The organism is Flavobacterium praedii (assembly GCF_026810365.1).
GTDB classification, from domain to species: Bacteria; Bacteroidota; Bacteroidia; order Flavobacteriales; family Flavobacteriaceae; genus Flavobacterium; species Flavobacterium praedii.
Window position 1 is genome coordinate 598,715 of record NZ_CP113948.1, and the last position, 26,438, is coordinate 625,152.

Below are 26,438 nucleotides of genomic sequence, written 5' to 3' on the forward strand. Positions count from 1 at the left end.
TATATGTATATCAATAAAAGTATAATAGTATTTGTATTTACATTTTTTTCATTGTTTGCCTTTGGACAGAATGAAGAACCTGTAATTGATTCTAAATCTGGAAACAATTTAAAAGTTGGAGCATCTTTGGAAGTCATTGATTCTAAATTTGGGGATTTAAATAATCATAATATTTTTAGTTCTATTAATCCAGCTGTAACCATTCATTTTGGTTTTAATGATCTGGACAAAAAAACGCCTAGTTATAATGTTATTTATACTTGTACAATACAATTAGATATAATTTCATACGATATTAGCGGAAATAGCTTAGGTTCAAAATCGGTTTCATTAACAATAGAACATAATAATAGTACAAAAGGTCTTGAGCTTAATGATTATGTTGTCTATAGACTTCCAGGAATTCATAAAGCAAAAGTTACTGTTGCAGCAATAACTTATTCTAAATCCGTAGCTGACTTGGCAACTGATTTAACTTTAAAATTCAATACAGAGCGCTATTATAATTTACAATTAAGTGGTTCAAATTCATCTGTATTGCCTATAAGTTATAAATTGGTTAAATATAATGGTACTAATGAGATTGTAGTATCTAAAGTCAGCGATGGAGCAGAGGAATTAGTAATTAATTGGACAAAAGACACCAAAGCTCCTGCAGTGGAGTATGAGTTGGAATGGACTTGGATTGATAATTATAAAAAAGACGGCGGTAAATTATTGCCCAATGAAATTGCTTTAACCGAGCAGGATTTTAAATTAAACAGTACGAGAATACAAACTAAAGACCTTACCTATAGAATTCCTTTAGTGTTTTCAAATGGTTATTTGGTTTATAGAATTAGACCAGTTGGACGATTCCTGGACAACACTTCAAAGAATTATTATGGAGTTTGGTCTTCAGGGATAGCAGATAAATACAAGCTAGTTAGTGATTGGCCGTATAGTGTAGAGATTAACCAAGCTCATGAGTCAGGTTTGAAAAACTGGCAGTATCAAGCTTCTTTTGCCGAAGACGGTAAGAAAAAAGAAGTGGTAAGTTATTTTGATGGTTCTTTACGCAATCGTCAAACAGTAACCAAAGTAAATTCAAACAATAAAGCAATTGTTGGAGAGGTAATATATGATACTCAGGGTAGAGCTGCTATAGAAGTACTGCCAACACCAATTGAGTCATCTGGAATACGTTTTTATAATGATTTAAATACCAATGAAGCAGGATCGTTATATTCTCATAAAGATTTTGATTGGGATAATGCTAGTGTAAAAGATTGTGACCCAATTCCTGTTCCTAAAATGTCCAATAAAGCTGGAGCTGGTAAATATTATTCGCCAAATAATGATCCATTGAAAAATCATCAGGATTTTGTCCCAGATGCTATTGGTTATCCTTTTTCTCAAGTAGTCTACACTCCTGATAATACGGGAAGAATTAAAAGTAAAGGAGGGGTAGGACCTGACCATCAAATAGGTTCAGGACATGAAATGCAGTATTTTTATGGCCATCCCAAACAAGAAGAGTTAAACCGTCTTTTTGGTTATAAAGTTGGGGATTATTCTCATTACAAAAAGAATACAGTTATTGATCCTAACGGGCAAGTGAGTGTGAGTTATTTGGATCCGCAAGGAAGAACTGTTGCAACGGCTCTTGCAGGCGATAATAAAGGTAATTTGGTTTCACTTGATGATGAGAAAAATCAAAGCTTGCATATTATGACCACCACTGACCTTTTGTCAAATAACGATAAATATGTGTCTGGTGAGAATGGTGTTGTTGAAGATGGAATTAAATTGAGTACTCCGATTACTGTAGTCAAAGAAGGAGATATTAAATTTGAGTATTCTTTTGTTAAAACCAAAGGTTCCTATGCGGATGCCTGTTTAAATACTAAGTTTTATCCTTTTGTATATGACTGGACTATTAGTTTGAAAAATGATTGTGCTTTGGAATTGCTTACAGGTAATAATCCATTAAGTTCAAAAATTGGTGCTTCTAGTTTAAATGGCACTAACGCAGCTGAATTAAGTTTTAAGAATATAGTCTTTAATGCAAAAGATGGAGCAAATTTTTTGAAGGTTGGTTCCTATCCTTTGAGTAAAGATCTTCGCATAGACCATGATGTTTTAGATGAATATGCAGAGGATTATATCTCAGAATTAAAAAAGAGTACAAAATGTTTGCCAGATCTCTCTTCATTAGAGGCTGAAATTACTGTGACCGATTGTAACATAACCTGTAAAAGTTGTGAAGAATCATTAGTACGTGAAAATTTAACTACAGAAGAGTTTACAGCTTTTCAATTGTTACTTTCTGCAGAGCCAAATAAACTTGGTAATGTTGCTGCAAGAGAATCTTATATAGTTAAAGCGGAAGCGAATTATGTTGAAAAAAATATGCTGACGGTTCTTGAACTTGAAAATTCAGAGCGACCAGATTATGAAAAACGTTTCAAAGCTCAATTCAGAAGTTTGCTTACAGGTTGTAGGGATTTATGTGAGCAACCAATAAATGTATGTGACCTTAATTTGGACATGTTGTTAGGAGATGTTAGCCCGCATGGTCAGTATGGTTCTGTAGATGGAATTGAAACAGATGATGAAAACGAAGATACTCCTTCAGCAAAAATTATTGATCCCTTAAGTCTTTTTAATGAGAACAATCAATTATTGTACGGTGGTTATACGACAAATACCTATAAAGATGATGATACAGGTCTTAATGTAACAGAGAATATTTCTAACTACAATTGGAAAAAACCATTTGGTGGATCTTATAAAGAAGAAGATGGTTCAGTTTCAAAAATTAGAGTTAAACTAATTAGCGAAAATCTTGAACACCCAGAATTAAATATTTACGAACCAGCTTTGGATGGCGTTATCTTGAAGGCATTGGATCGTGATCCCGAAAGTGATGATGTTAATGATTATCTGGTTCAGCCAAAATATTTGAGAGATGTTGCTCAATTTATTGCTATTTGGAAAACCAGTTGGGCCAACTCATTAGTGCAGTACCATCCAGAATATCAATATTATATTTATAATTCAAATTTGTGTACTAAAACAAATGAGGATGGGTTAAATTCTGATGGATTTGATGACCAATTGCGTAATAAAGAGTTTTATGATGCTGATAAAAAACAGATTGACAACACTATCTTTAGTAGTACAGGTACAATAGCTCAATTGCTAAGTATTAATAGTAACAATAACACTGGCGACCCCTTTTATAATTCTAAAAACGATAAAGAAACCGTTGATGATTATAATGTTCGAAAAGCTTTAATGAAAGAAGCATTAGAAGTGAATTTTGATGGTATGGCTTTGCCATCAGGTAAAAAACTAAATATGTTGCAAGCGGCTTATTATTTTGGTGTTTTCTCTAATGGAATTGCACCACAATCCTCGTATGTTGCTTTTTCTAATGCCACCAATGCTCAATTGTTAGATATAATTAACCAACTTGGGCAGGATGGAAACAGTGCCGATTTAAATACAAAACAAAGAATATGGTCTAATTTTAGATCCTATTATACCGCTTTAAAAGAAAAAACCCGTACTGTTTTTGCTCATATTTACGCCAGTAAAAACAATAATTATAATGATTGTATTGGGAACGCAGAGAGTAAAGATACTTATGTTACCTTATTCAAAAAATATATAGCGGTAGGTTCTCCAAATAATTTTGAGAGACTAACAGCACTTATTGATTTGATTCCTGAGAATCCAACTATGCTATCTACTATTCCTGCAAGCACAGGAATTGAATTGGCTTGCTCAAATGTGACATCAGGTTTGTATAAGGATAAAGTAAAACGATTTGTGCCTGCAGATTATGGATATGATTCCTCTATTGGTGACATGGAATTCTTGGCCGAAACTAAAGCAAGTATAGAATCTAAAATGTATATTGAAACAGGAAGATGTCCAATAGCATTTGATTTGGAAAATTTCCTAAAAGGACTGGTAGATACTACTATTCAAGATAAAGGGTTGTTAATTAATGGTTTTAATACTTCAAGTATGCCTTTTTTAACTTCAAGTATATTTAATGCTCAATTAAATCCTGGGTTTAATTTGGAGGCATCCGCAAATATTCCGAAAATTACAGCACGTGAAGTTGGGGGTAAACTAAATATTGTTTTTACTCAGGATGGAAATGATGTTTCCAGTCCAATAGAATTAAGTTTTGCTAAGAATTTATCAAATTATCAAAATCCTTGCGGTGTAAATGTAACAGCTCCAAAATGGGAAGATATTACAGGATTTAAAAACTTCTATGCAGTGCCAGGTTTTTACAACAGTACTTCTAAAACATATAGATTTCGTATTGTTGCAATTATAAATAGGAAAGGTAGCGTGTCAAGTTGCACTACTCCAGAAGAAATACTTGTTGATGGAATCACAAAAGCAAATGTTTCAGACTGTTCGTCACTCATAATTGCTCCATGTGATAAAAAACAAAAATTCAGTGATGCATTCAATAAATTAGTACTTCACTTACAAGCCAATGCTACTTTGAAAAGTGCAGATTTAAATATTTCAAATGACGATACTTTTGTAAATGGATATTTGTATGAATATTTTGGAATCAAACAAGGTGATATCGTAAAATGGCATAACACTGTTGAAGGAGTTGACATTAGTGTAAATGATGTAAAACGCGTTTCTGTTAATCTTGGATCATACAGTTTAGGAAGAGATGTAATAAAAAGTGTATTTATTAATGGTTTAGATTCAGGGAATAAAAGTACTTTACTAAGTGTAAGAATTAAAACCAATTTTTTTAGAAATAGCCAAATCACGGGTATAATTAGATCGGGTAGTGGTAATATGCCATTGTATTTCACCTGTTGTTCACCTTGTGGTGAAACCGATTATAATGGAGATGGATATGGAGATTTATGTGGCCCAGGTGGTCCAGGTGGTCCGGGAAATTGCGGTACAATTGATACGGATGGTGACGGTATTTTTGATTTGTGCGATACCTGCCCTACCATTCCAAATCCTAATAATGAACCTTGTGTAGCAAATCCACCATACACGCGTATCACTTCCTGTGATGTAGTAGCTAATGAAGAGCTTGCTTATGAGGATCGAGTAAAGGATATTCTAAATGATATGTTGGGTAATTTTAATTACACTATAAATGATGATGGGGATTTTTATAAAGCAGGAAATATCTCAGACTATTCACCAGTTAAAAATTTTGTAGACCAATCTAGATTAGCTTCTCATTTTCAGGCTGAAAGAACTCGTTATAGAGTGAATAATTTGAAAAGCGTTGTAATGGATCGTTATTCTGTTGTTATAGAGAATGGTTTGTTAAGTATCACTTTTGATGAAAATTCGGGAAGTGTGAACAATAAAAACTTCATCAATTTTTATGATGTAAATTTAAAGAACGCTAAAAACATTAATTATATTGATGTAGTAAGCCCGATGAGTTTTGTTATTAATTTTACGGATAACCAGGGTAAAATTGTGAATCAGACCGGTAGCGCAATATCTCATTATACCTTTGTAGAAATAACCAAATACGAAGCAAGAGCTATAGCAGTACCTTACTGTCAATTTGCCTCGGAAGTTTATCCTCCAAAATTAACAGCTAAGAATGCTTTGGCTGGATCTGGTGATATTTATGTTGCTATTTCACAAGATGGAAAAATTGATTACAACAATAATACTTCCCCATCTTCTTTCATGAGCAAAAAATCGGCTTCTGGGAAGTTACTTACCATGCGTGACGCTATTCCAACTGCAACTCCAACTTCTAGTTGTTCCGATATTTGTATTCCGCCGACAGTAGCTCCTATTGTATGCGGTGATAAATGGGCAGCTTTTAAGTTAAATATGAAAGCACAGGTTCCTGATTTTGAAATTCCAGATAATTTAGCAAAAGACGGAATCTTTTTCTGTGAAGCTAATTATGGATACATCAGCGATGAGTATAATTATTATTTGAATAAGTTTGGTATATCAAGTGTTAAAAATCCATTGTATTTAACCATTAGCGAATTTGGTTCTACTAAGTTGCATTATGGAAACAGTAAGACTCAATTGGTAGTTAATTATTATTTCAATTATTTAGAGGCTCAAACCAAAACACCAACAGTAGAAGCTTTGACTTGGCCACAATTTGCAGATAAATATGTTTTAGACAATAAAGAATGTGTTCCAGGTGCAATGGTTCCAACTTTTAGTTTAGAAGTTGAAAATCCTAGTACTTTAACTCCTTGTGAGTTATTTGCAGCTTCGGTAAAAGCATCCAATAAACAACAATTGGAAGATTCATTTTATGCAAATAAAAAAGAAGAATTCATTCAAAATTATTTGAAAGAAGCTCTAGAAGGGATAACTGAAACGTTGACCGAAACGGCTTTAGACAAAGAGTATCAATATACTTTGTATTATTATGATCAAGCGGGTAATTTAATTCAAACTGTACCACCGGAAGGAGTTCACAGATTGACTCCCAACTCCAATACAACTATAAATACTGTTCGTGCAAATAATACGGAGAAAGAGGATTTAACTTTAGTTGATGGGGTTGCCGTTGTTCCAGCAAATACTTTGCAGACACAATACCGTTACAATTCGTTGAATCAATTGGTATGGCAAAAAACGCCAGATGGCGGAGAAACGCAATTTGCTTATGATGCTTTGGGTAGAATTGTAATGTCTCAAAATGCAAAACAAAAAGCAGGTACTCAATTCAGTTATACCCGTTATGATGAATTAGGACGAATTACCGAAGCGGGTCAGATAAAAGCAACTACAGCCGTAAGTATTAATGATAATGGAAGGTTAGTATATGGTAATGTTGTGCCTGTTCCAGTTAATGCCAAAGAAGTTCCAGTTGATGCTATTGCAGATAAATTTCCATATAATATTGGAAAAGATACCCAGCAAGTTACCAAAACGCTTTATGATACGCCTTTGGCCAATACAACGAGTTGGTTTAGCTCTTATGGATCCGATAACAACCAAAAAAGGGTTACGGCAGTGATGTATTTTTCAGCAATGACCAGTAAGACACTTATGTCTGCTTATGATAATGCGATTTTATACGATTATGATGTGCATGGAAATGTAAAAGAAATGTTACATCATACCAATAGTAAAGACCTTATTGCTTTAAAACTCAATCAAGAAGTTAAGAAAATTGTATATGATTATGATTTAATAAGCGGAAACGTAAATAAGGTAACCTATCAGCCTGCAAAAACGGATCAGTTTATACACCGATATGAGTATGATGCCGATAATAGAATTAATCAGGTTTACACCAGTAAAGACAATATAATCTGGGAAAAAGAAGCCAATTATTTGTATTATGATCATGGACCATTGGCGCGTGTAGAAATTGGAGACAAGAAAGTACAAGGACTCGATTATATTTACACCTTGCAAGGTTGGCTCAAAGGGGTTAATTCAGAGCAATTGAACACCAATTATGATGCTGGTAAAGATGGATTGAATGTGGCTAAAGATGCCTTTGGTTTTGCCTTGAATTATTATACAGGAGATTATAAATCCAGAATTACTGCTTTGAATACAGCCAATGTATTTAGTCTTAGCAAAGAAGGAAAAAATGAAGGTAATGCAAACTTATACAATGGAAACATCAAAGAGATGGTTACATCATTGTTAGATGTTACTCAAATGCCAGTTCCTACGCAGTTTAATCGTTATTCTTACGATCAGTTGAACCGTATTAAAGGAATGTCAAGTTTAAGTTTTAATTCTGCAAGCGGAATTACTGCCGGAAAGGATTCTTATGGTTCGAGTTATTCTTATGACAGGAATGGTAACTTGGTAAATCTTACTCGATCTGGTTTAAATAACAAACTTGCTATTTCAGCAATGGATGATTTGAAATATACTTACGCTAAAGATGCAAAAGGACAAATAACAAATAATAAACTGGTCAGCGTAAATGATGTATTAACAAATTCTGGGGATTTTGCAAATGATATTGAAGGTCTTAATAAATATACTTATGATGAAATAGGACAATTGATTAAAGATGAAAAAGAAGGGTTAAATAAGATTGACTGGCGTGTTGATGGTAAAGTAAATAAAGTTACCAAAAGCAATGGGGTAGTTATTAGTTTTGAATATGATGGTTTAGGAAACAGAACGGCTAAAAAAGTAGCTACTCCTACCAATACAAAAATCACCTATTATGAACGTGATGCTCAAGGTAATGTTTTGAGTACTTACGAGATGGAAACGCCAAAAGGGCAACCAACAACTTATACTCTTGTTGAACAAGAGATATACGGCAGTAGTCGTTTGGGTATCGAACAAGGCCGTAAAGTAATCACGAAAGACACTTTTGCCGCATTTGCTAAAAATGCAGAGGAATTAAATGCCTCAACGGCACGAAGTATTTCAAGCAAAGAAGCTACTGCGTCAACTGAAATTTCAGGTTTGAAGTTCGCTTCGGATACTGATAATGCTTCATGGAATCCAGATTCAAAGAACATTTTAAATTTGTTTGATAATAAAACAGCAAAAACGGAGTCTATTACATTAAATGCTCATTTTAAGATAGATCCTAGTACTACTGAGAATATGGTAGCTGCATTACATGGTGCTTCAGTTGAAGGGTCTTTTCCAGGCGATCGTTCTGTTTCGTATAGAAGTTCCGTTTTGTTAACTGTAAAAAAAGTAGGTAATGCTTATGTTCCAATTATAACTTTAACAAAATACCTTCGTAATCATAATAGTTATAAGAACAATTCTGGAAATAGACGCTATTCTTTTAGAAGTAATCAAGTTGAGACAAAGTATTTAATTGCCCCTCAAACTATAGCAATACCAGAAAATGAATGGGATTTTAAAGCTGAAATTAAGTTAAATTCGAACCGTACAAACTATATTGTTGATATTACTTTAAATGGTAACGTTTATTCTACCAAATCTGAATTTAAAGTTGTTTTAAATGGTGAAGAAAATAAAGGAATGAGAAGTGGTTCTGGGGATTTAAAAATTAATACACCTCCTAACACATTAGGTTCTACTGAAATTGAGTATAGACCAGGTGTGAAAATTAAGCATTCAGCATTAAAGAATGAAATGTGTGATTTCTCATATACTGTTGATAATGGAGAAGACCCAGAAGATATTAAAGTGAATAACTTCTTGTTTGATGAAGGATCTGGTACAAAAACTAAAGCCACTACAGGAATAGAAATGGCATTAGGAACTGTGCAATATGCAAAAACCTATTGCGGTTCTGCAGCAGGTGATAAAGATTTGGACGGATTTAAAGATTCAGTTGATAATTGCCCAACTACGTATAATCCAGATCAAAAAGATACCGATGGAGATGGAGTAGGTGATGTATGCGACAACTGTAAATATCCTAATCCATTGCAGGTGGATGCAGATCATGACGGAATTGGTGATGGTGATAAAGCAGGCGATTTAAGTTGTGATAATTGCAAATTAAACGCTAACTTTGATCAAAGCGATGTAGATAAAGATGGAATTGGTGATGTTTGTGACAACTGTTTAACGATTAATAACCCAGATCAAGCCGATGTTAATAAAAATGGTGTGGGAGATCTTTGTGAAGGCTTGGATCAAGGATTAGGAACAGTAGCCGCAATTGGTGTACCTAAAGAGTATTATCGTTTTGTAGGAGACAAACGTTATGAGCTTTCTAACCATTTAGGAAACGTGCTTTCTGTGATTTCAGATCGTTCTCTAGTAGATGCAAATGGCGGACTTACTCCTGACGTTCTTAGTTACTCAGATTACTATCCTTTTGGAATGCTTGTACCTAACAGGCATGGGACTACTCTTTCTAACGGATATCGCTATGGGTTCCAGTCCCAAGAACAGGATGATGAGCTGAAAGGTGAAGGAAATTCGTTGAATTATACCTTTAGAATGCACGACCCGAGGGTGGGAAGGTTTTTTGCAACTGACCCGCTTGAGAAGTCTTATACATGGAATAGTCCGTATGCATTTAGTGAAAATCGTGTTATTGATGCCGTAGAATTGGAAGGTAAAGAAGCATACTTTATTCATGGTACAGCGAGTGATAACAGTAGATGGATAAATAATAATGACAATCATCAAAGTAGGGAAAATACAAATCAATTGTTGAGATTAACACCTAACAAGTCATTTGATGCCTCTTTTGAATGGGGAGGAAAGTTGGGTATAGGTAATGGATTATTTAATAATAGTACAGACCGACATAAGGCGGCACAGGATTTAGTAGACCATATTATGATTTCCGCAAATGGAGAAGAAGCTATTACTATGATAGGACATAGTCATGGTGGAAATGTTGCTATTCAAGCAATTCCTATCTTAAGAGCTGCTTTGGATGCAAAGGGATGGCAAAATGTAAAGATAAACCTCATAACTGTTTCAACGCCCGCTGATAATGCGAAGAATTCTTATGAGAACCCAGAAAAATGGAGTAGTATGATTAATAGTCATATACATTTATATAATAGTTTAGATTTTGTGCAAGAAACAGGAGCAAATATATTTGGAAATGTTGATGGTGATGCTAATTTTGAAAGAACATTTAAAAATCCCAAAACAAAGAATATAAAATTAGATGTAAATAAATATTTTCAAGTAAAAAGAACTGAGCCTAACTCAGGCGATGTAATAACTACTACTGATGGTATGGGGGCACATTCTTTTGACGACATATTTCCTGAGATTTTAAAGAAAGATATAGATAATGGAAAGATACCAACAATTAAGTAATGCTATGAAGAAAATAATTGTTTTGAAAGCCCTTGTTATTTTAAATATTATTATTGGCATAAAATTTCTTGTAGAATATTTGAGTCAGCTCAATTATACATTTAATGCTGATGGTTTACGTTTGATAGTGTTTGTTTGGCCTTTTTCATTGATTTGTATAGTTTTGTGCTTTTATTTGGTAAAAATAAATGAAAAATTTTATGCCTTTTTATCATTTTTAAATGGTATTATCTATTTTTTAGGGGTAATGGGTAAACCTAAACATATTCCAAGTAATTTTTTAGTGATATCTGGGGTGTCCCTTATAATTTTATTATTTTCATTAAGAAAAGAGCTAAAAAAACAGCAGTGACTCCACGACTACGGAAAGCATAGCTGTTGTGTAAATGTCTTGCTCTTAACACAATTTTTTTATAAAAAGCGTTCCATTTATAGAATTGTTTTAAAGAGGAGAGAATTATTCTATTGAAATAAAGCAGTAATATAAATAAAACCTAATACTGGATTTGATTCTGGTATTAGGTTTTTTCTTTTTTTATGCACTCTTTATAAAGCTTTCAGCCACATAACAGGCTTTTGGATTCTGCTTATCATGGATTTTTAGCCCCGCTCGTGAAAAGAAGCCGGGTATTTGCAATTATAAAAAACTGCAACTGGTATTTATTTTCTGGTTGTAGTTTTTAATTTAGTAACTCTCCAACTTACTGTGTACTTTTTCGATTTCCTTATCCATGTATGCTTGCGCATAATGTACGTATCGATTAAAAGAAGTACTGGCACTACTGTGTCCGCTTATTTTACGAACAAGATGTTCCGGCATTCCCAAAATTAATAAGGTTGTTATAGCGGTTCTACGCATCATGTGAGAACTCATTTTATCACAAAATCGGTTTTTGGATGTGTCTGTCTTTTTGGTAAGGCGCTGTGTTTTGCCCTGTTTTTCCCGAGAAATTTCAATAGGAGTGGTATAACCTGCCTGTTCACCTATTTGTTTTAAACTTTTATTAAAATTGAACAAACTGGTATTACCAAAGAGAGTTGCCTTATTGCCCTGAGATTGATACCGAAGGAAAATGGTAACTGCATACGCAGATAGCTTGATAAAACTGAATGTTTTTGTTTTTTTGGATTTGAGTTTCAAGTACCATTCACCTTCCATTTGTTCAAAATTTTTATTGGTCAGCAAAAAAATATCAGAATATCGTAATCCCGTGGTGCAGCCAAAAACAAAAATATCCTTTATGCGTCTGTGGCTGGGTATTAGGGAAGCTTCAAACTCTTTGTCGTGAATTAAGAACTTGAGCTGTTCAGGGGAAAGTACGAAAATCTCAATTTCTTCTTTGCGAACATAAAACAATCGCTGAAAATCACCTGTAAAGAGGTCTTTGTCATTTTTTAGATAGTTAAAAAAAACTCGAATCACTTTGATGTTTGCTCCTACATAATTGTCATGACATCCTTTTTTGTATAAGAATTCAGTGAATTTTTGGTAGAATTTTTTCCAATAACTTTTTTCAGATTGCAGTTCGCGTTTGTCTAGTTTGGAAGCATCACAAATGCGTAATTCAAATTTAGCATCACTAGAAAATTGAATCAGATTGTTCATTACATAATAGTAGTTCTGTATGGAACCCAGTTTTATCTTTTCACCGTTTTTTTTGAGACGCTTCCCTGTTTCGGTTTCTTTTATAAACTGCTTAAACAAAGGAATTATAAGACTCGTCTTTTTCATGAAATGGTTTTTCTCAAAAATACAATTTTAGTTGAGAAATGGAAATTTTCATAATAGAAAAACTACAACTTTTTTAAGGCTGTAGTTTTTTTGTTTTTATTTTAAAGATAAACTGTGTGGCTTTACTGTGTGGGCACGGATTGCAAATCCGCCTATCGTTCCGACGACATATCCGCGCCATCGGGGATTGCAAATCCGCTATCGTTCCGACGACATATCCGAGCCATCGGGGTAAATCTACGCTATCGTTCCAACGACATATCCGAGCCATCCTTTTTTTAATCTTTACCTTTTTGTAAAATTATTAGAGATACAAAATCATCTCTTGTGATTACACACATTCTATCTTTTAAATAACTTTCGTCTACTAGTCTACAAGTTTTAATTAGACTTGAATGTATTAAATTATAATTATTATTCCAAAAATCAAAGTTTGGTATTGAGAAATTGTTCTTGTAAACTATTCTAACAATTATGCTGTTTTTTATTGTTACAATCCATAGAAATTTTTCCCAACCTATATACTCATAATCAAAATCATCATCAGTAGACCTTTTTAAGTTAGCAGATTCTTCCTGTATATTAATAACTTGTCCTAATTGATAAGGTTTTAATTTTGAATTTTCTTCGAAACTCCAGTATTCCTTTATTTTTTTACCCATAATTACCATCCTTTTATTCCTTCAGACCACATATCAAATCCACGAGAAGCTTTATCAGCTTCCTCAGTGTATAAATATTTTGTAAATCCACTTTCATATTTTATCCCTTGAATTTCTAATGTTTTTACATGTGCGGCATCATAACTCATTCCTTTTGCAATGAAAGATTTCTCCATTAGTTCATGTTTATAAAAATTCATATCTATAATTGTTGCTTTGATATGTCCTGATTCAATTCTCTTCAATCTATGAATCATAACCACGTTACCCATATCAAAATCCATTGTTGCTAGATGAGCTTCAACATTCCTAATGCCCGACTTGGTTATCGCTTGCGTTCCTGTAGCAAACCCTTTAAGTCCCAATCCAAGCCCAAAAAACGGAGAGTCTAGCTCCATCGGAGTTATTCCTCCAAAAGCTGAACCAGCCAAAGCCTTATTGGCAGAATTTATCTCATGAGCACCTATTTGAGTTAAATAATCTGTATAATCTCCTGCTAAATTTCGTGAAGACAAAAAATTCATGGTTTCACCAGAAATCATATTGTTTGGCTCTCCAGGATTACAAATTAAATCTTTAGCGGATTGCCAATCTTTCCCAAAACTCCAACCTTCAGACTTTGCATAATCAATGGCTATTGGCATAATCATTTGTTTATAATTTGCCTCTTCAACCCATTCATAAGAGTTAGTTCCTGATACAGCGTGACCAACCCACGTTTTATAATATTTATTATTTTCGGTATTGTCAAACCATGATTTAACAACATCTGAAGGACCATAATCATTATTAGCTACAGCCTTTTGGTCGACAGCATTTTCCCTCACTCCTTCAGCTGTTGGTGGAGGTGCAGGTTCTAAGCCTTCTAATTCAACCATATCTATTACTCGATTTCCACTAAATTGATAAGGCGAGTAAAATGGATACTTTGATGCTAGGGGGTCTCTTGCAAAAAATCTACCAATCCTTGGGTCATGCATCCTAAAGGTATAATTCAACGAATTCCCTTCACCTTTGAGCTCATCATCTTCTTCCTGCCCTTGGAATCCGTAACGGTAATCATTAGGAGTAACCACTTTTCCAGGGTTCGGCACTAGCATTCCAAAAGGATAGTAATCCAGTCGTTAGTTGGGTCAATGAATACAGGGGGTGATCTATGTAAGAACGTATGTCAAAAATGCGGTTTAAGGCAATTTTCGTCTTTCAAAATTACAAAAAAAGAGCGGGGTATTTGTGTATAAGAATCAATTTTGTCACATTAACCTGCAATTTACGAGACGCTTTTATTACAAAGCTTTGCTTACAAGAAATAGATTTTGTAAATGAAGCAGTTACATAGCATCTATCCTTGCTGTTTACAAAATAAGTGAAACGTTTTAAATCGATAAACCTGCAAATAGTTAAGTAGTATTCACATTTTCTATTCCGCCAACAGTTGCAAAATAAATCGTTTTTTTTTGTTGGTACTTTTCAAATGTATTTTGCATCCTTATGATTTAACGATGGTTTAGGAGAGTGGTAAAAACAAAAAAGCCTGTAATCCTAAGATTTACAGGCTTTTAGTTCTAATTGAATTTAGATTTGTGGAATCGCCGGGAATCGAACCCGGGTCCAAACAAGCAACTAAAGAGCTTTCTACACGCTTATTCTCTGAATGAATTTTCGTCTCGGAGTTAGGTCAGAAACAACCACTCTTTGCTTATCTTCTTTAGTTTCGAAATCCACCCGAAGCTCATGGAAATCTAGGTTTAAATTTACGATTCATCTTTATCGACCGCTATAAACCAAAGCTTTCGAGATGAATCCTGCTTTCCTACCTGGTAGGACGAGGCTAATCTTACTATGATTCAGATTATGCAGCAAGAGCGTAGTTTCCTTCGCCGTGTAAAATGTTTGAGACCTTTTATTTACGAGAATTGTCCCAGTTCTCGACGTGCTTACTTTTCAATTCGACTTGCTGTCAAAACCAGTCGACCCCATTTTTTTAAGTATTCTTTATAAGTCAGAAATGTAAATATCTGTAAAAAAAAACTTTTTGCAAAGGTACTGGTTATATTACTGAAATAAAAACAAAATGTAAAATCCTTTTAGGAATTAAAAACTCATGTAAGATTAAAAAAAATCTATTTTTCTATAAATGAACTATTTATTATTTTATGTTTTGATTTTTAAGTAATGTTTTTAGGTTTATATTGTTTTAAAATACTTAAAAAAATAGTTAATTATTTGTATATAAAGGTTGTTTATAAAAAATGATATAAAAAATCAATTGTTATTTTATTATTAAAAAAATGTTAATTCTAGTTATAATGTATTTAGAAATGTATTTCATCGGTATTTTTTATATTTATAATAAAAATATTTAATTTGACTGTAAAATTAAGATAAAAAAATCATATTCGTTTTTTATTTATTAATATTGTAAAAATAATTTAACTAAAACCACAATACTATGAAAAAAAAATATTTTGCTCAAAAAGATTTTTGTCGGGCTTTTTTTGTTTTTTGTTTAGGATTAAGTGTTCAAGCACAAACATACACCAGCTGGAAAGTAGGTAGCACTACCGATAAAGTGACAACAACAACTGGAGGAGTTCTTCTGGATGGTGGAAAAGAATCAAATGATAATGCTTTTCGTTGGTTCTTAGGTAAAGCTGGTGGAGGAGATGTAGTTGTTCTTCGTGCTACAGGTACAAATGGTCATAATGATTATTTTTATACACAATTGGGGGTTACACTTAACTCAGTAGAAACCATATTAATTGATACAAGAGCAAAAGCAAGTATTGCTGAAATTGCCATTAAAATTAGAAATGCAGAAGCGTTATTTATTGCTGGAGGAAATCAATTTGATTACATTTCATATTGGAAAGATACTCCTGTAGAAGATGCAATTAATTATTTAATCAACACCAAGAAAGTTCCAGTAGGTGGATCAAGCGCTGGATGTGCAGTCCAAGGAAAATATTACTATACAGCGGCTACAACCAGTGTTCTTTCTGCAGATGCTCTTGCGAATCCTTATAATTCTGGTGTTACAATTGGGGTTAATGATTTTATAAGTCATCCTATTTTGACAAATGTTATTACTGATACCCATTATGACAATCCAGATCGAAGAGGGCGGCAAACTTCTTTTTTGGCTAGAATGTGGAAAGATCTAGGAGCTGGATTAAACGCGAAAGGGATTGGAATATATGAAAATGCAGCAGTTTGTATTGATCAAAATGGTATTGCCAAAGTATTCGCTATTGCAACTACTCACTTTGCTTATTTTTATCAAATGGAATCCAGTTCAACTCCTGAAACGGTAACTTCTGGTTCGCCTTTGACTTGGAATAATAGCGGAAAAGGAGTTAAGATTGTTAAGATTGCAGGTGATCCAACTGGTACAACTTCATTCGATTTAAATAATTGGATAACAACTTCAGGCTCCAATGCTAGCTGGGGAAATATTAAAGTAGTTAATGGAACTTTGACAGAAACTCTTGGAGGAACTCCGCCTAGTGGGTCTTCTTGTGCAACTCCTTCTGGAATAACTACAAGCGCAATTACAAATACAGGTGCAACAATTTCTTGGACAGCAACAACTGCAACAAACTATACTGTTCGTTACAAAACGGCTGCTGCAACAACTTGGACAACATTGACCAATACAACTGCAACTTCGGTACCTCTTTCAGGACTTACATTAGGGACTATTTATAATGTTGAAATTGTTGGAAATTGTACTTCTGGCGCTTCTGCTGCTGGGACAACCACATTTACTACAACTGGAGGTACTGCGGTAAGTTATTGCGCATCCAAAGGAAATAGTTCATCTAGTGAATGGATTTCTAAAGTAGTCTTTGGTACTATAAATAATTTTAGTAGTGCAAATGGTGGATATGTCGATTTTACTTCTCAATCAACTGCAATTACCAAAGGTATTGCCAAAACATTAACCTTAACTCCTGGTTATAGTGCTATTAGAAGTCTGTACTGGAAAGTATATATTGATTATAATAACAATGGATTATTTACCGATTCTGGTGAGGAAGTGTATTCTATATTCAGTAGCGCGACTTTAAATCCAAGTATTACAGTACCATCTACTGCAGTTACAGGAGCTGTTAGAATGCGAGTTATTGTGAGTTATAATTCTATTACTTCTCCTTGTGGAACCTATAATTATGGAGAAACAGAAGATTACACTTTGAATATTTCAGCAACTGCAAAAATGGCCTCACAATCGAGTAAAATTATTGCCGATTCAAATGATGAAGTTGAAACACTTCCAGCTAAAATCGGAATTTATCCAAATCCTGCTAGAGAAGATTTTAATATCTCGTTTAGTAATGATATAAATGAAAAAGTAACTGTAAAAGTATACGACCTTCAAGGTAGAGAAGAGAAATCTTTTGTAATTGATGCTACTGCCGGCGAAAATCGAATCAGAAACAATACTGCTGGGTTAAGAAGTGGACAATACATTGTAAAAGTGATAAAATCCAATGAAGTTTCAACGACTAAATTAATAATTGCCAATTAATTGATCTTTGACTTTGCAAGATTCTGCTAAAAGAAACCCTCCAAAATATATTTTTTGGAGGGTTTTGTATTTTATGTAAATTTTAAATCTCAACCCGTTGGGTGAAATTCAAATAAAGTAAAAATTTAACCACATAGAATCATAGATTATTGCCAAATAGGCAAAGAATAAATAGAAATAGGACTATTTCACACATAGAATTGTTATGTGAAAAGCAAAACGTCTATTTCATTCTTTTAAAAACTATAAATTCTATGTTTCTATGTTAATGTCGTTTCCTTAAGAGTGGGTTTTGTCATTCCGACGAAGGAGGAATCACATTATGTGTTCATGTAATGTGATTTCTCCCGCTGGTCGAAATGACAAACTAAACGAGTTTGGTCTGAAAGTTCCTTAAAGAAACGACATTGGTTTCTATGTGGTAAAAATAATTTTACCCAACGGGTTAAATCTCATTATTGAATAAAAAGGTTCTACCACGAATTGTGTAGGTTTTTAAATTTAAAACTCTAAACCATTAAGGATGTAAGATTTATTAAGCAATTGTAACCTTAATTAATCTTAATTCCTTAATGGTTTATTATTTATCAAAATTTTATTTTGATAAAAGTCTCTATTTGATAAAATCCACACAGTTGAGGGCAGAACCAATAAAAAAAACAATCTTCAATCTAAAATATCATTCTATTCATCTTCAATTTTAAAAGGATAATCCCCAAATAAAACGGATAGTTTTCGAACCGCATAAGTACTTCTTGTAAATTTATTGGACAAAGCAATTATAGTTACATTCTCATCTTTCAATGGAATATATGAAGAAGTAAATCCATGCCACCAACCATTGTGAAAATAGAAGTTTTTTCCATTATCCCAATTGATCATGCGTATTCCCAAACCATAATTTTTGGTTCCTTTTCGTTCGTTGCTATAACCTGTGTACACTTGGGCTAACAATTCGGGTTCTAAAAAGGAAGGTGAATTTCTTGCTCTATCAAATTTTAATAAATCTCTAGGTGTCGAGTAAATGTTTTTGTCACCATAAACTTTATCCAGATAATCGATACCTATTTCTACTCGGTTTGCTTTATAAGATGGCGCTACATTATGTTTGTCTTTATCAAAATCCAGTACAAAAGTATTTGACATTCCCAATGGTTTGAAAATGATTTGACTCATGGCTTCACGGTAAGAAAGCTTGGTTACTTTTTCGATAATCAAAGCCAGCATGGCATAATTGGTATTGCAATAGGCAAAGCGAGTACCTGTTTTTTGTTCCAAACCAATATTTTTTGTCCCCATTATGGTTAAAATATCTTGATTGGTCAATGTATTGTGCCTGTCCCAAACATTTTTATCACGATCGGTAAAATAAGCATAACTGCGCATTCCACTTCTATGACTCAATAGCATTCTGATTGTTACTTCAGGATACGGAAATTCGGGTAAAAAATCAGTTACTTTTTGATCCAAATCGATTCTTTTGGCATTTACCAATTTCAAAACTGCAGTTGCAGTAAGTACTTTGCTAACAGAGGCAATATGGATAGGGGTAGTGCTGGTAATAGGAGTTTTATCTCTTAGGTTGGCATAACCTTCATATTTTTCATAGATAATTTGACCGTTTTTAGCAACCAAAAAGCCACCATTCATACTGTTATTAGGCCAGTTTTTATTATAAAAAGAATCTATTTCCCTTTTCTTTTCTGCAACATAAGAGGCAGTAAGTTTTGGAGTTTCGTTTACCAAAGGCTTCATTTTGGGTAATATGCCCTTTGGAAGATCAGCATCTTTTATTTCTGGTTTTGTCGTTTCTTTTGATTCATTTTTACACGAACCAACCATTACCATTACTAGAAGTAAATGTAGTATATTTGCCTTTTTTATAAAAATCATTTTCGAGGTACTTAAAAAGCAAATATATAGATTCCCGCGGTTTTGTTTTTGTTTTTTTTTAATATTAACAACTGTTTTGTTCTGTAGCTAAAAAAGTATTTTTTTATACTTCTTTAATCATCACTATTTTAAGATTTTCGACGTTTCAATTTTTATATAAAAAGGAAGGTATTTGGTTTATTATGTTATATTTGTAACAAATATGTCGAATATAGTTATAATAATATATTTAAATTCAAAATATGAAGTTCGGAATTATAAAAGAAAGAAAGAACCCGCCAGATAGAAGAGTTGTTTTCTCACCAGGTGAATTGGCCAAAGTGAAGCAGTTGTATCATGGTGCAACAGTTAAGGTTGAAAGCTCTGATATTAGGGTGTTTACTGATAGCCAATATCATAATATGGGCATTGAAGTAACCAATGATGTGAGTGATTGCGATGTTCTTTTTGGAGTAAAAGAAGTTCCAGTCGAAAATTTGATTCCCAATAAAGCCTATTTCTTTTTTTCGCATACTATAAAGAAACAACCTTATAATAGAAAGTTGTTACAAGCCATTCTCGAAAAAAATATTGAATTGTACGATCATGAAACCATTGTTGACTCCCATAACCGAAGATTAATTGGTTTTGGTCGCTATGCTGGAATTGTAGGTGCTTACAATGCTTTTCGTGCGTTTGGAATAAAATTCGAGTTGTTTAAAATGCCCAAAGCCGAAACCCTTTCTGGAAAAGATGCCTTGATTATGCATTTGAAACGATTGATTTTACCTCCTTTAAAAATTGTAGTAACGGGGACTGGAAAAGTAGGTAATGGAGCCAAAGAAATTTTGGATGCCATGAAAATCAAAGAAGTTTCAGTAGAAAATTACTTGACTAAAAACTATACACAGCCTGTTTATACGCAGATTGACGTATTAGATTATAATAAAAGAAAGGACGGTCAAGTTTTAGATTTTACAGATTTTCATCAGAATCCAACCGAATATATTTCCGATTTTGAGCGTTTTACAAAAGTGTCTGATATCTATATTGCAGGACATTTTTATGCAAATGATGCGCCTCCAATTTTGACTCGCGAAATGCTTCAAGCCCATGATTGTAATATAAAAGTAGTTGCTGATGTTTCTTGCGATGTAAATGGTCCAATAGCATGTACTTTAAGAGCTTCCACAATTGCCGAACCTTTGTACGGATATTTACCAAGTGAAAATAAAGAAGTAGATGTTTTTCATCCCGCCGCAATTGTGGTTATGGCGGTAGACAATTTGCCGTGTGAATTGCCAAAAGATGCGAGTGAAGGTTTTGGTGAAATGTTTTCAGAATATGTGCTTCCCGCTTTTTTCAATGGGGACAAAGATGGAATCCTCCATAGAGCAAAAATGACCGAAAATGGAAAACTTACCGAGCGTTTCAGCTATTTACAAGATTATGTTGACGGTAAATAAAAAAAGTAAATTTTAAAAAATTGAATTATAAGACAGAAACCTGTAAACGTATAGATTTACAGGTTTTTTTAGTATATAGCTGTTTTCAAAATCATTTACTTCGTCGGTTCACTAAAGCTCGTGTGGGCGTGCCACCATTAAGGAAAAGAGCCAACTTATAGGATCGCTTATTCGGCTCTTTCCCTTAATGCTGTCTTGTTATCCGCGCTACTTCGGTAGCTAGCTGCTACCACTCACGCGTACGCAAGAGCTTCCAGGAAAACGAGTGAACTGTGATTACGTAATAGCTTTGCGATTTTCCAAAAGTTCTATTTCCTCTTTTCTATATTCTAAAAATCTAGACCATACCCTCTGGTTTAACCCATGCATCAAATTCTTCGGGCGTTACATAACCCAATCGAACGGCTTCTTCTTTAAGTGTTGTTCCATTTTTATGTGCGGTTTGAGCTATTTCGGCCGACTTATAATATCCGATTTTGGTATTTAATGCAGTAACAAGCATTAAAGAATTAGTGACCAATTCCTTAATTCGTTTGTAGTTGGGTTCAATTCCTTGTGCGCAATGCAAATCAAAAGACAGGCAGGCATCTCCTAATAATTGGGCCGATTGCAGGAAGTTGGCCGCCATCATGGGTTTAAAGACATTTAATTCATAATGCCCTTGCATGCCTCCAATGGTTATGGCAACATCATTTCCCATCACTTGAGCACAAACCATAGTAAGCGCTTCGCATTGTGTTGGATTAACTTTTCCCGGCATAATAGAGGAGCCAGGCTCATTTTCAGGTATTAAGAGTTCTCCGATTCCAGATCTTGGACCAGAGGCCAACATCCGAATGTCATTGGCAATTTTATGCAACGAAACAGCCAATTGTTTCAATGCACCATGTGTTTCTACTATAGCATCATGAGCTGCCAAAGCTTCAAATTTATTGGGAGCTGTTACAAAAGGGTGTCCAGTAAACGCCGCAATATATTCGGCAACTTTTGTGTCATATCCTTTTGGCGCATTCAATCCGGTTCCTACAGCGGTTCCGCCCAAAGCAATTTGGGATAAATGTTCCAATGTATTTTTTATTGCTTTCAGGCCATAATTTAATTGTGCAACATAACCCGAAATCTCCTGACCCAAAGTAAGCGGAGTGGCGTCCATCAAATGAGTACGGCCTATTTTGACTACAGATTGAAATGCTATTGCTTTTTCTTGAAGTGTGTCTCTTAATTTTTCAACATTTGGAAGGGTATTTTCAACCACAATTTTATAAGCTGCAATATGCATAGCTGTTGGAAATGTATCATTGGACGATTGTGATTTATTAACATCATCATTGGCGCTAATAAAAGGTTCGTCTTCAGTAATGCTCCGTCTTTTTAGTATTTGAGCTCGGTTGGCTATCACTTCATTGACATTCATATTACTTTGTGTGCCAGAACCCGTTTGCCAAATCACAAGCGGAAACTGATCATCAAGTTTCCCTTCATGAATCTCATCACATACTAAGGCAATATAATCCCTTTTTTCAACAGATAAAACACCCAGTTCGCAATTGGTATAGGCAGCTGCTTTTTTGAGATAGGCAAAACCTTCAATAATTGCTTTTGGCATGGATGCAGGTGTACCAATTTTAAAATTATTTCTGGAGCGTTCCGTTTGTGCACCCCAATATTTATCAATTGGAACTTGGACTTCTCCCATAGTGTCTTTTTCGATTCTATATTTCATTTCAATGTTTTATCATATTGGAGTTGAATATCATTAAGATCTCTTGTGTTCTACAAAGCTAATCCTTTTTCAATGGTAGAATTTTTTTACTTTTGCTACAATCTGATTCGTGGTTAAGTTACTTTCTGCAGTTTCAACCAATTTTAGTTTGCTTGAATCGAATGATTTATCGGTGTTTATTTTTTGTTCTAATTTTATTTTGGTTTCAGCAGGCCCAAAAATATATAGCTCATCAACTAATTTTATATTCGAAAGAATATTTTTAAGAAATTGATTTGTTTCATTTTTTCGTTTTTTATCAAATTTATTTTCGTCACTGCCATGATGACTTCCATTGAAGGTTCCTTTACTTCCCTCTTTTTCATGGTATATTTTGTTTTCTAAATTAGATTCGATTTCAGATATTTTTTGCTTTTCACCATCAAGAGTAACGATTATAGCTTTTGATGAGTCAATCCATATTCCAGTTTGTTTTTTCATGACTTTATTTTTTTAATTTATAAATGAACTTAAGTTCTGCTTATTTTGTTTTATTTAAAGCTCTTGTAATAATTGTATTGATATGACAATAATTTTTGACAATAAAAATTAGTATTATAAATTTACAAAATAAGAATGAATTTTAATCTTAAATGGATACTTGTTTTAATATTAATGGTGTAATAATCAGATTATTAAGAAAAGTAATTGTAAATACCAATTGTTCTTTTGCTATAAAATGAATTAAAATAACAATTGTTTTTTTAGTCTGTTTTTTTTATAAAACAAAACAAAAAAAGGTACTGATTTCTCAATACCTTTTAACAAATTTGAACTTTATTTAATTATTCAAAACTGTGATTTATAGTAGTAACTTAGAATGTTAGTTTCTAAGCAACTTAAAAAAAACTATTTTTTTACAAAATCACCTGCATTCACAATTACTAATTTTTTAGGATCAAAATATTTAACCAAAGCGGTATTTACTTTTTGAACATCTAAGCTTTTTACTTTGTTTTCAAAATCTTCGTAGTCTTTAAAAGTTTTACCTAAATCCATATTTTCTCTTAATTCACGAACCAAAAATTCATCTGTTCCAAGCATTGTTTGTCTGCCTTGCAACCATGATTTTAGGGAATTGTCAAATTCTTCTTTGGTAAATCCTTTGGCAATTGCTTTTTGTATTTCTTCATTCAAAGCAGCAATCAACTTTTCTTTCATTGTAGGGTTATAAAAAGCATACAATCCCCATTCTGTTGTAGGATCAATAGCATTTGCTTGAATATAAGATCCAGCACCATAACTTAAACCTTCAGTTTCACGCAAACGTTGTGGAATTCTAGACGACAAGAAAGCTCCTCCACCCAGTAATTCGTTAGCCATTTCAACAGCTGGATAATCAGGATTTTTTTCTCCAATATTCAAATTGATTTTACCAAATAAAACGGCATTGGTTTTGTCATTAATCTGAATAGTTTTGTCTCCCGATTTGGTATCAAAATATTGAGTAGAAATTCTTTTGTACCCTGTTTTAGGTTTCCAATTTTCAAAAGTGCTGTTTAAGAACTTTAAAATAACCGGTTTGTCTATTCCGCCTACAAACGAAGAGATACTGTTGGATCCACCATAAAAAGCAGCATAATAATTTTTTACATCTTCAAGTGTAATCTTGTTTAAAGTAGCCAAACTCTCCACGGTAGTTTCCGAGTAATACGGATGCGTTTTTGGATATAACGTAGTAATTTTTGTTAATTCTTCACTAGCAACTGCTTGAGGATCGTTTTGATTGGCTTCTAGTCCGCTTTTGGTTTCTAGTTTTAATTTTTCAAATTCAGTTGCATCAAACGAAGGATTTCTTAAAATGTCCTGCACCAAGTTTAAAGCATTGCTTAAATTGGCTTTGTCCGTGCTCACTCTCACAAATAAACCGTCTACAGATCCACCTAGACTTAGATTAATTTTGTATTGATCCAATTGATCATTGATGTCTTTTTTGCTTCTGGTTTTAGTTCCTAATTTTAACATGCCAGCCGTCAAATTGGCAATCATTGATTTTTGGCTTAATGACTTCTCATCTCCCATTCTCAAAATTATTCTTGCTTCAATTTTATCACCTTTAGAAGGCTTTTCCAATAAAGCATATTTACCGCCAGAGGCTAATTTCCCTTCTTCAGTCGATTTTACAATATTGGCAACCGAAGTTTCAAAAGTTGCAGTGTTGGCTTCCATTGCTTTTCCTTTGTAACCCGAAACAAGTGCAGCTATATCCTTAGTGTCGCTTACTTTTGTTCTTTCGCTCGTAGTTTCTGGAATAAAACGTCCCCAAGTTCTATTGCTTTGCAAATAGTATTTTTTGGCTGCGTTTTGAATGTCAGCAACTGTTAATTTTTCAATATTGTCTCTGTCTAAAAAAAACAAACGCCAGTCTCCAGCTCCAATACATTCTGTTATAGCAATTGATAAGTTGATGGTTTTGTTGTACGTATTTTCGAATTGTTTTAATAATTCATTTTTGGCACGTTTCAAATCATCTTCGGTAAAAGTCATTTGAGGAACCGTATTCATAACATCCAAAAATGGTTTTTGAACGGTATTGATGTCTTTGTCTTTGGCAATTTCACAAGCAAAATAACTTATCCCTGGATCTTTTAAAGTTCCAGTATAGCCATAAACGCTAGTTGCTAGTTTGGTTTCAACTAATGTTTTGTATAATACTCCAGATGGATTATTGGTCAAAATTGAAATTAAAGCATTATTGGCTGCATATTCTTTGTCCGAAAAGCTAGGGGAGTGGTAAGCCATAGCAACATATTGAATATCCCCATTTCTTTTTAATTCTACAAAGCGTTCTCCATCTTGTGGAGGCTCAACGGTGTAGGTTTGTTCAATTTCAGTTTTAGATTTTGGAATTGAAGCAAAGTAATCTTTGATCCAAGTAAGTGTTTTTTTCTCATCAAATTTACCTCCAATTACAAGTGTTGAATTGTTGGGTTGGTAATATTTTTGATAAAATAATTTTAAACGACTAGCAGGAACCCTTTCAATATCTTCTTTACTTCCAATGGTCGATTTACCATAATTATGCCATAAATAAGCAGTAGAAAGTATACGTTCATTCAGAACACCAGAAGGGTAATTTTCGCCAATTTCAAACTCATTTCGAACCACACTGAATTCCGTGTCTAAATCGGATTGAAGTATAGCAGAAGTCATCATTCTATCAGCTTCCATTTCCAACGCCCATTTTAGATTTTCATCTGTTGCTGGTAAAATTTCATAATAATTGGTACGGTCATAATAAGTGGTACCATTGGCTTGAGCTCCTTTATCGGCTATTGTTTTTTTGATATCGGTAAATTTTGAAGAACGTTTGAACAACATGTGTTCCAGTAAATGTGCCATTCCAGATTCTCCATAACCTTCATGGCGAGAACCAACTCCGTAAACAATATTCACAACAACATTCGATTGTGATGCATCAGGAATTAATAGAATTTTCATCCCATTGGCCAAGCTATACTCTTTTATCCCTTCGACGGAAGTGACAAACGAAGCTTCTTGGGCATAAATATTAGTTGCTAAAGTAGTAACTAATGAAAAGGCAAGAAGTAGTTTTTTCATTTTATTTATTTGTTTGTTGTAAGTTTATATTGTAAAAATATATTTTTTTTTGAAAGAATAATCATTTATTTTGAAAACTTTAAGAACTGTTTTGGGGCAATTTCGCTTATTATGT

Annotated in this window: 11 protein-coding genes and 1 other RNA gene; 4 read left to right on the forward strand and 8 right to left on the reverse strand. The window is 33.6% G+C overall.

Translation table 11 applies throughout. The features are described 5' to 3' along the window. The first annotated feature begins 3 nt into the window (after nucleotides 1-3). Together OYT91_RS02610 and OYT91_RS02615 are read left to right on the forward strand one after the other, a co-directional pair. A complete protein-coding gene (locus OYT91_RS02610; protein WP_281239389.1) occupies nucleotides 4-10,737 on the forward strand; it encodes a DUF6443 domain-containing protein in 10,734 nt (3,577 codons plus the stop codon). Then, entirely contained in the window at nucleotides 10,712-11,089 is a 378-nt protein-coding gene (locus OYT91_RS02615) for a hypothetical protein (protein WP_281239390.1), read from the forward strand. The genes OYT91_RS02610 and OYT91_RS02615 overlap by 26 nt, the downstream gene beginning before the upstream one ends. Before the next feature lie 333 nt (nucleotides 11,090-11,422). On the opposite strand, the gene OYT91_RS02620 is transcribed toward OYT91_RS02615, so the two are convergent. The 4 genes from OYT91_RS02620 to ssrA form a co-directional block, all read right to left on the reverse strand. Next, nucleotides 11,423-12,469, reverse strand: coding sequence for a tyrosine-type recombinase/integrase (locus tag OYT91_RS02620; RefSeq protein WP_281239391.1), 1,047 nt, complete (start codon nucleotides 12,467-12,469; stop codon nucleotides 11,423-11,425). A 278-nt stretch (nucleotides 12,470-12,747) separates the two neighbouring features. After that, the gene (locus OYT91_RS02625) at nucleotides 12,748-13,131 is read right to left on the reverse strand and encodes a hypothetical protein (protein ID WP_281239392.1); all 384 of its coding nucleotides are present in this window, start codon (nucleotides 13,129-13,131) and stop codon (nucleotides 12,748-12,750) included. Between the two features lie 2 nt (nucleotides 13,132-13,133). Further along, nucleotides 13,134-14,252 carry an RHS repeat domain-containing protein gene (locus OYT91_RS02630; RefSeq protein WP_281240358.1) on the reverse strand — a complete coding sequence of 373 codons (1,119 nt, stop codon included), beginning with the start codon at nucleotides 14,250-14,252 and terminating at the stop codon, nucleotides 13,134-13,136. A 460-nt stretch (nucleotides 14,253-14,712) separates the two neighbouring features. Continuing rightward, nucleotides 14,713-15,109, reverse strand: a transfer-messenger RNA (tmRNA) gene (gene ssrA / locus OYT91_RS02635). A gap of 474 nt (nucleotides 15,110-15,583) precedes the next feature. On the opposite strand from ssrA, the gene OYT91_RS02640 reads away from it, so the two are divergent. Further along, a complete protein-coding gene (locus tag OYT91_RS02640; protein ID WP_281239393.1) occupies nucleotides 15,584-17,662 on the forward strand; it encodes a GEVED domain-containing protein in 2,079 nt (692 codons plus the stop codon). A gap of 684 nt (nucleotides 17,663-18,346) precedes the next feature. Here the strand turns inward: OYT91_RS02640 and OYT91_RS02645 are convergent. Beyond that, entirely contained in the window at nucleotides 18,347-19,555 is a 1,209-nt protein-coding gene (locus OYT91_RS02645) for a serine hydrolase domain-containing protein (RefSeq protein ID WP_281239394.1), read from the reverse strand. Between the two features lie 242 nt (nucleotides 19,556-19,797). Here OYT91_RS02645 and OYT91_RS02650 point away from each other — a divergent pair, with 242 nt between their 5' ends. Continuing rightward, a complete protein-coding gene (locus tag OYT91_RS02650) occupies nucleotides 19,798-21,000 on the forward strand; it encodes an NAD(P)-dependent oxidoreductase (RefSeq protein WP_281239395.1) in 1,203 nt (400 codons plus the stop codon). Between the two features lie 337 nt (nucleotides 21,001-21,337). Here the strand turns inward: OYT91_RS02650 and fumC are convergent, their stop codons facing one another. The 3 genes from fumC to OYT91_RS02665 all read right to left on the reverse strand — a co-directional run bounded on the left by fumC (nucleotide 21,338) and on the right by OYT91_RS02665 (nucleotide 26,323). Continuing rightward, entirely contained in the window at nucleotides 21,338-22,723 is a 1,386-nt protein-coding gene (gene fumC, locus OYT91_RS02655) for a class II fumarate hydratase (protein ID WP_281239396.1), read from the reverse strand. A gap of 69 nt (nucleotides 22,724-22,792) precedes the next feature. Further along, complete coding sequence (locus tag OYT91_RS02660) at nucleotides 22,793-23,203, reverse strand: hypothetical protein (protein ID WP_281239397.1); 411 nt, start codon at nucleotides 23,201-23,203, stop codon at nucleotides 22,793-22,795. Between the two features lie 408 nt (nucleotides 23,204-23,611). Beyond that, complete coding sequence (locus OYT91_RS02665) at nucleotides 23,612-26,323, reverse strand: M16 family metallopeptidase (RefSeq protein WP_281239398.1); 2,712 nt, start codon at nucleotides 26,321-26,323, stop codon at nucleotides 23,612-23,614. Nucleotides 26,324-26,438: the final 115 nt, after the last annotated feature.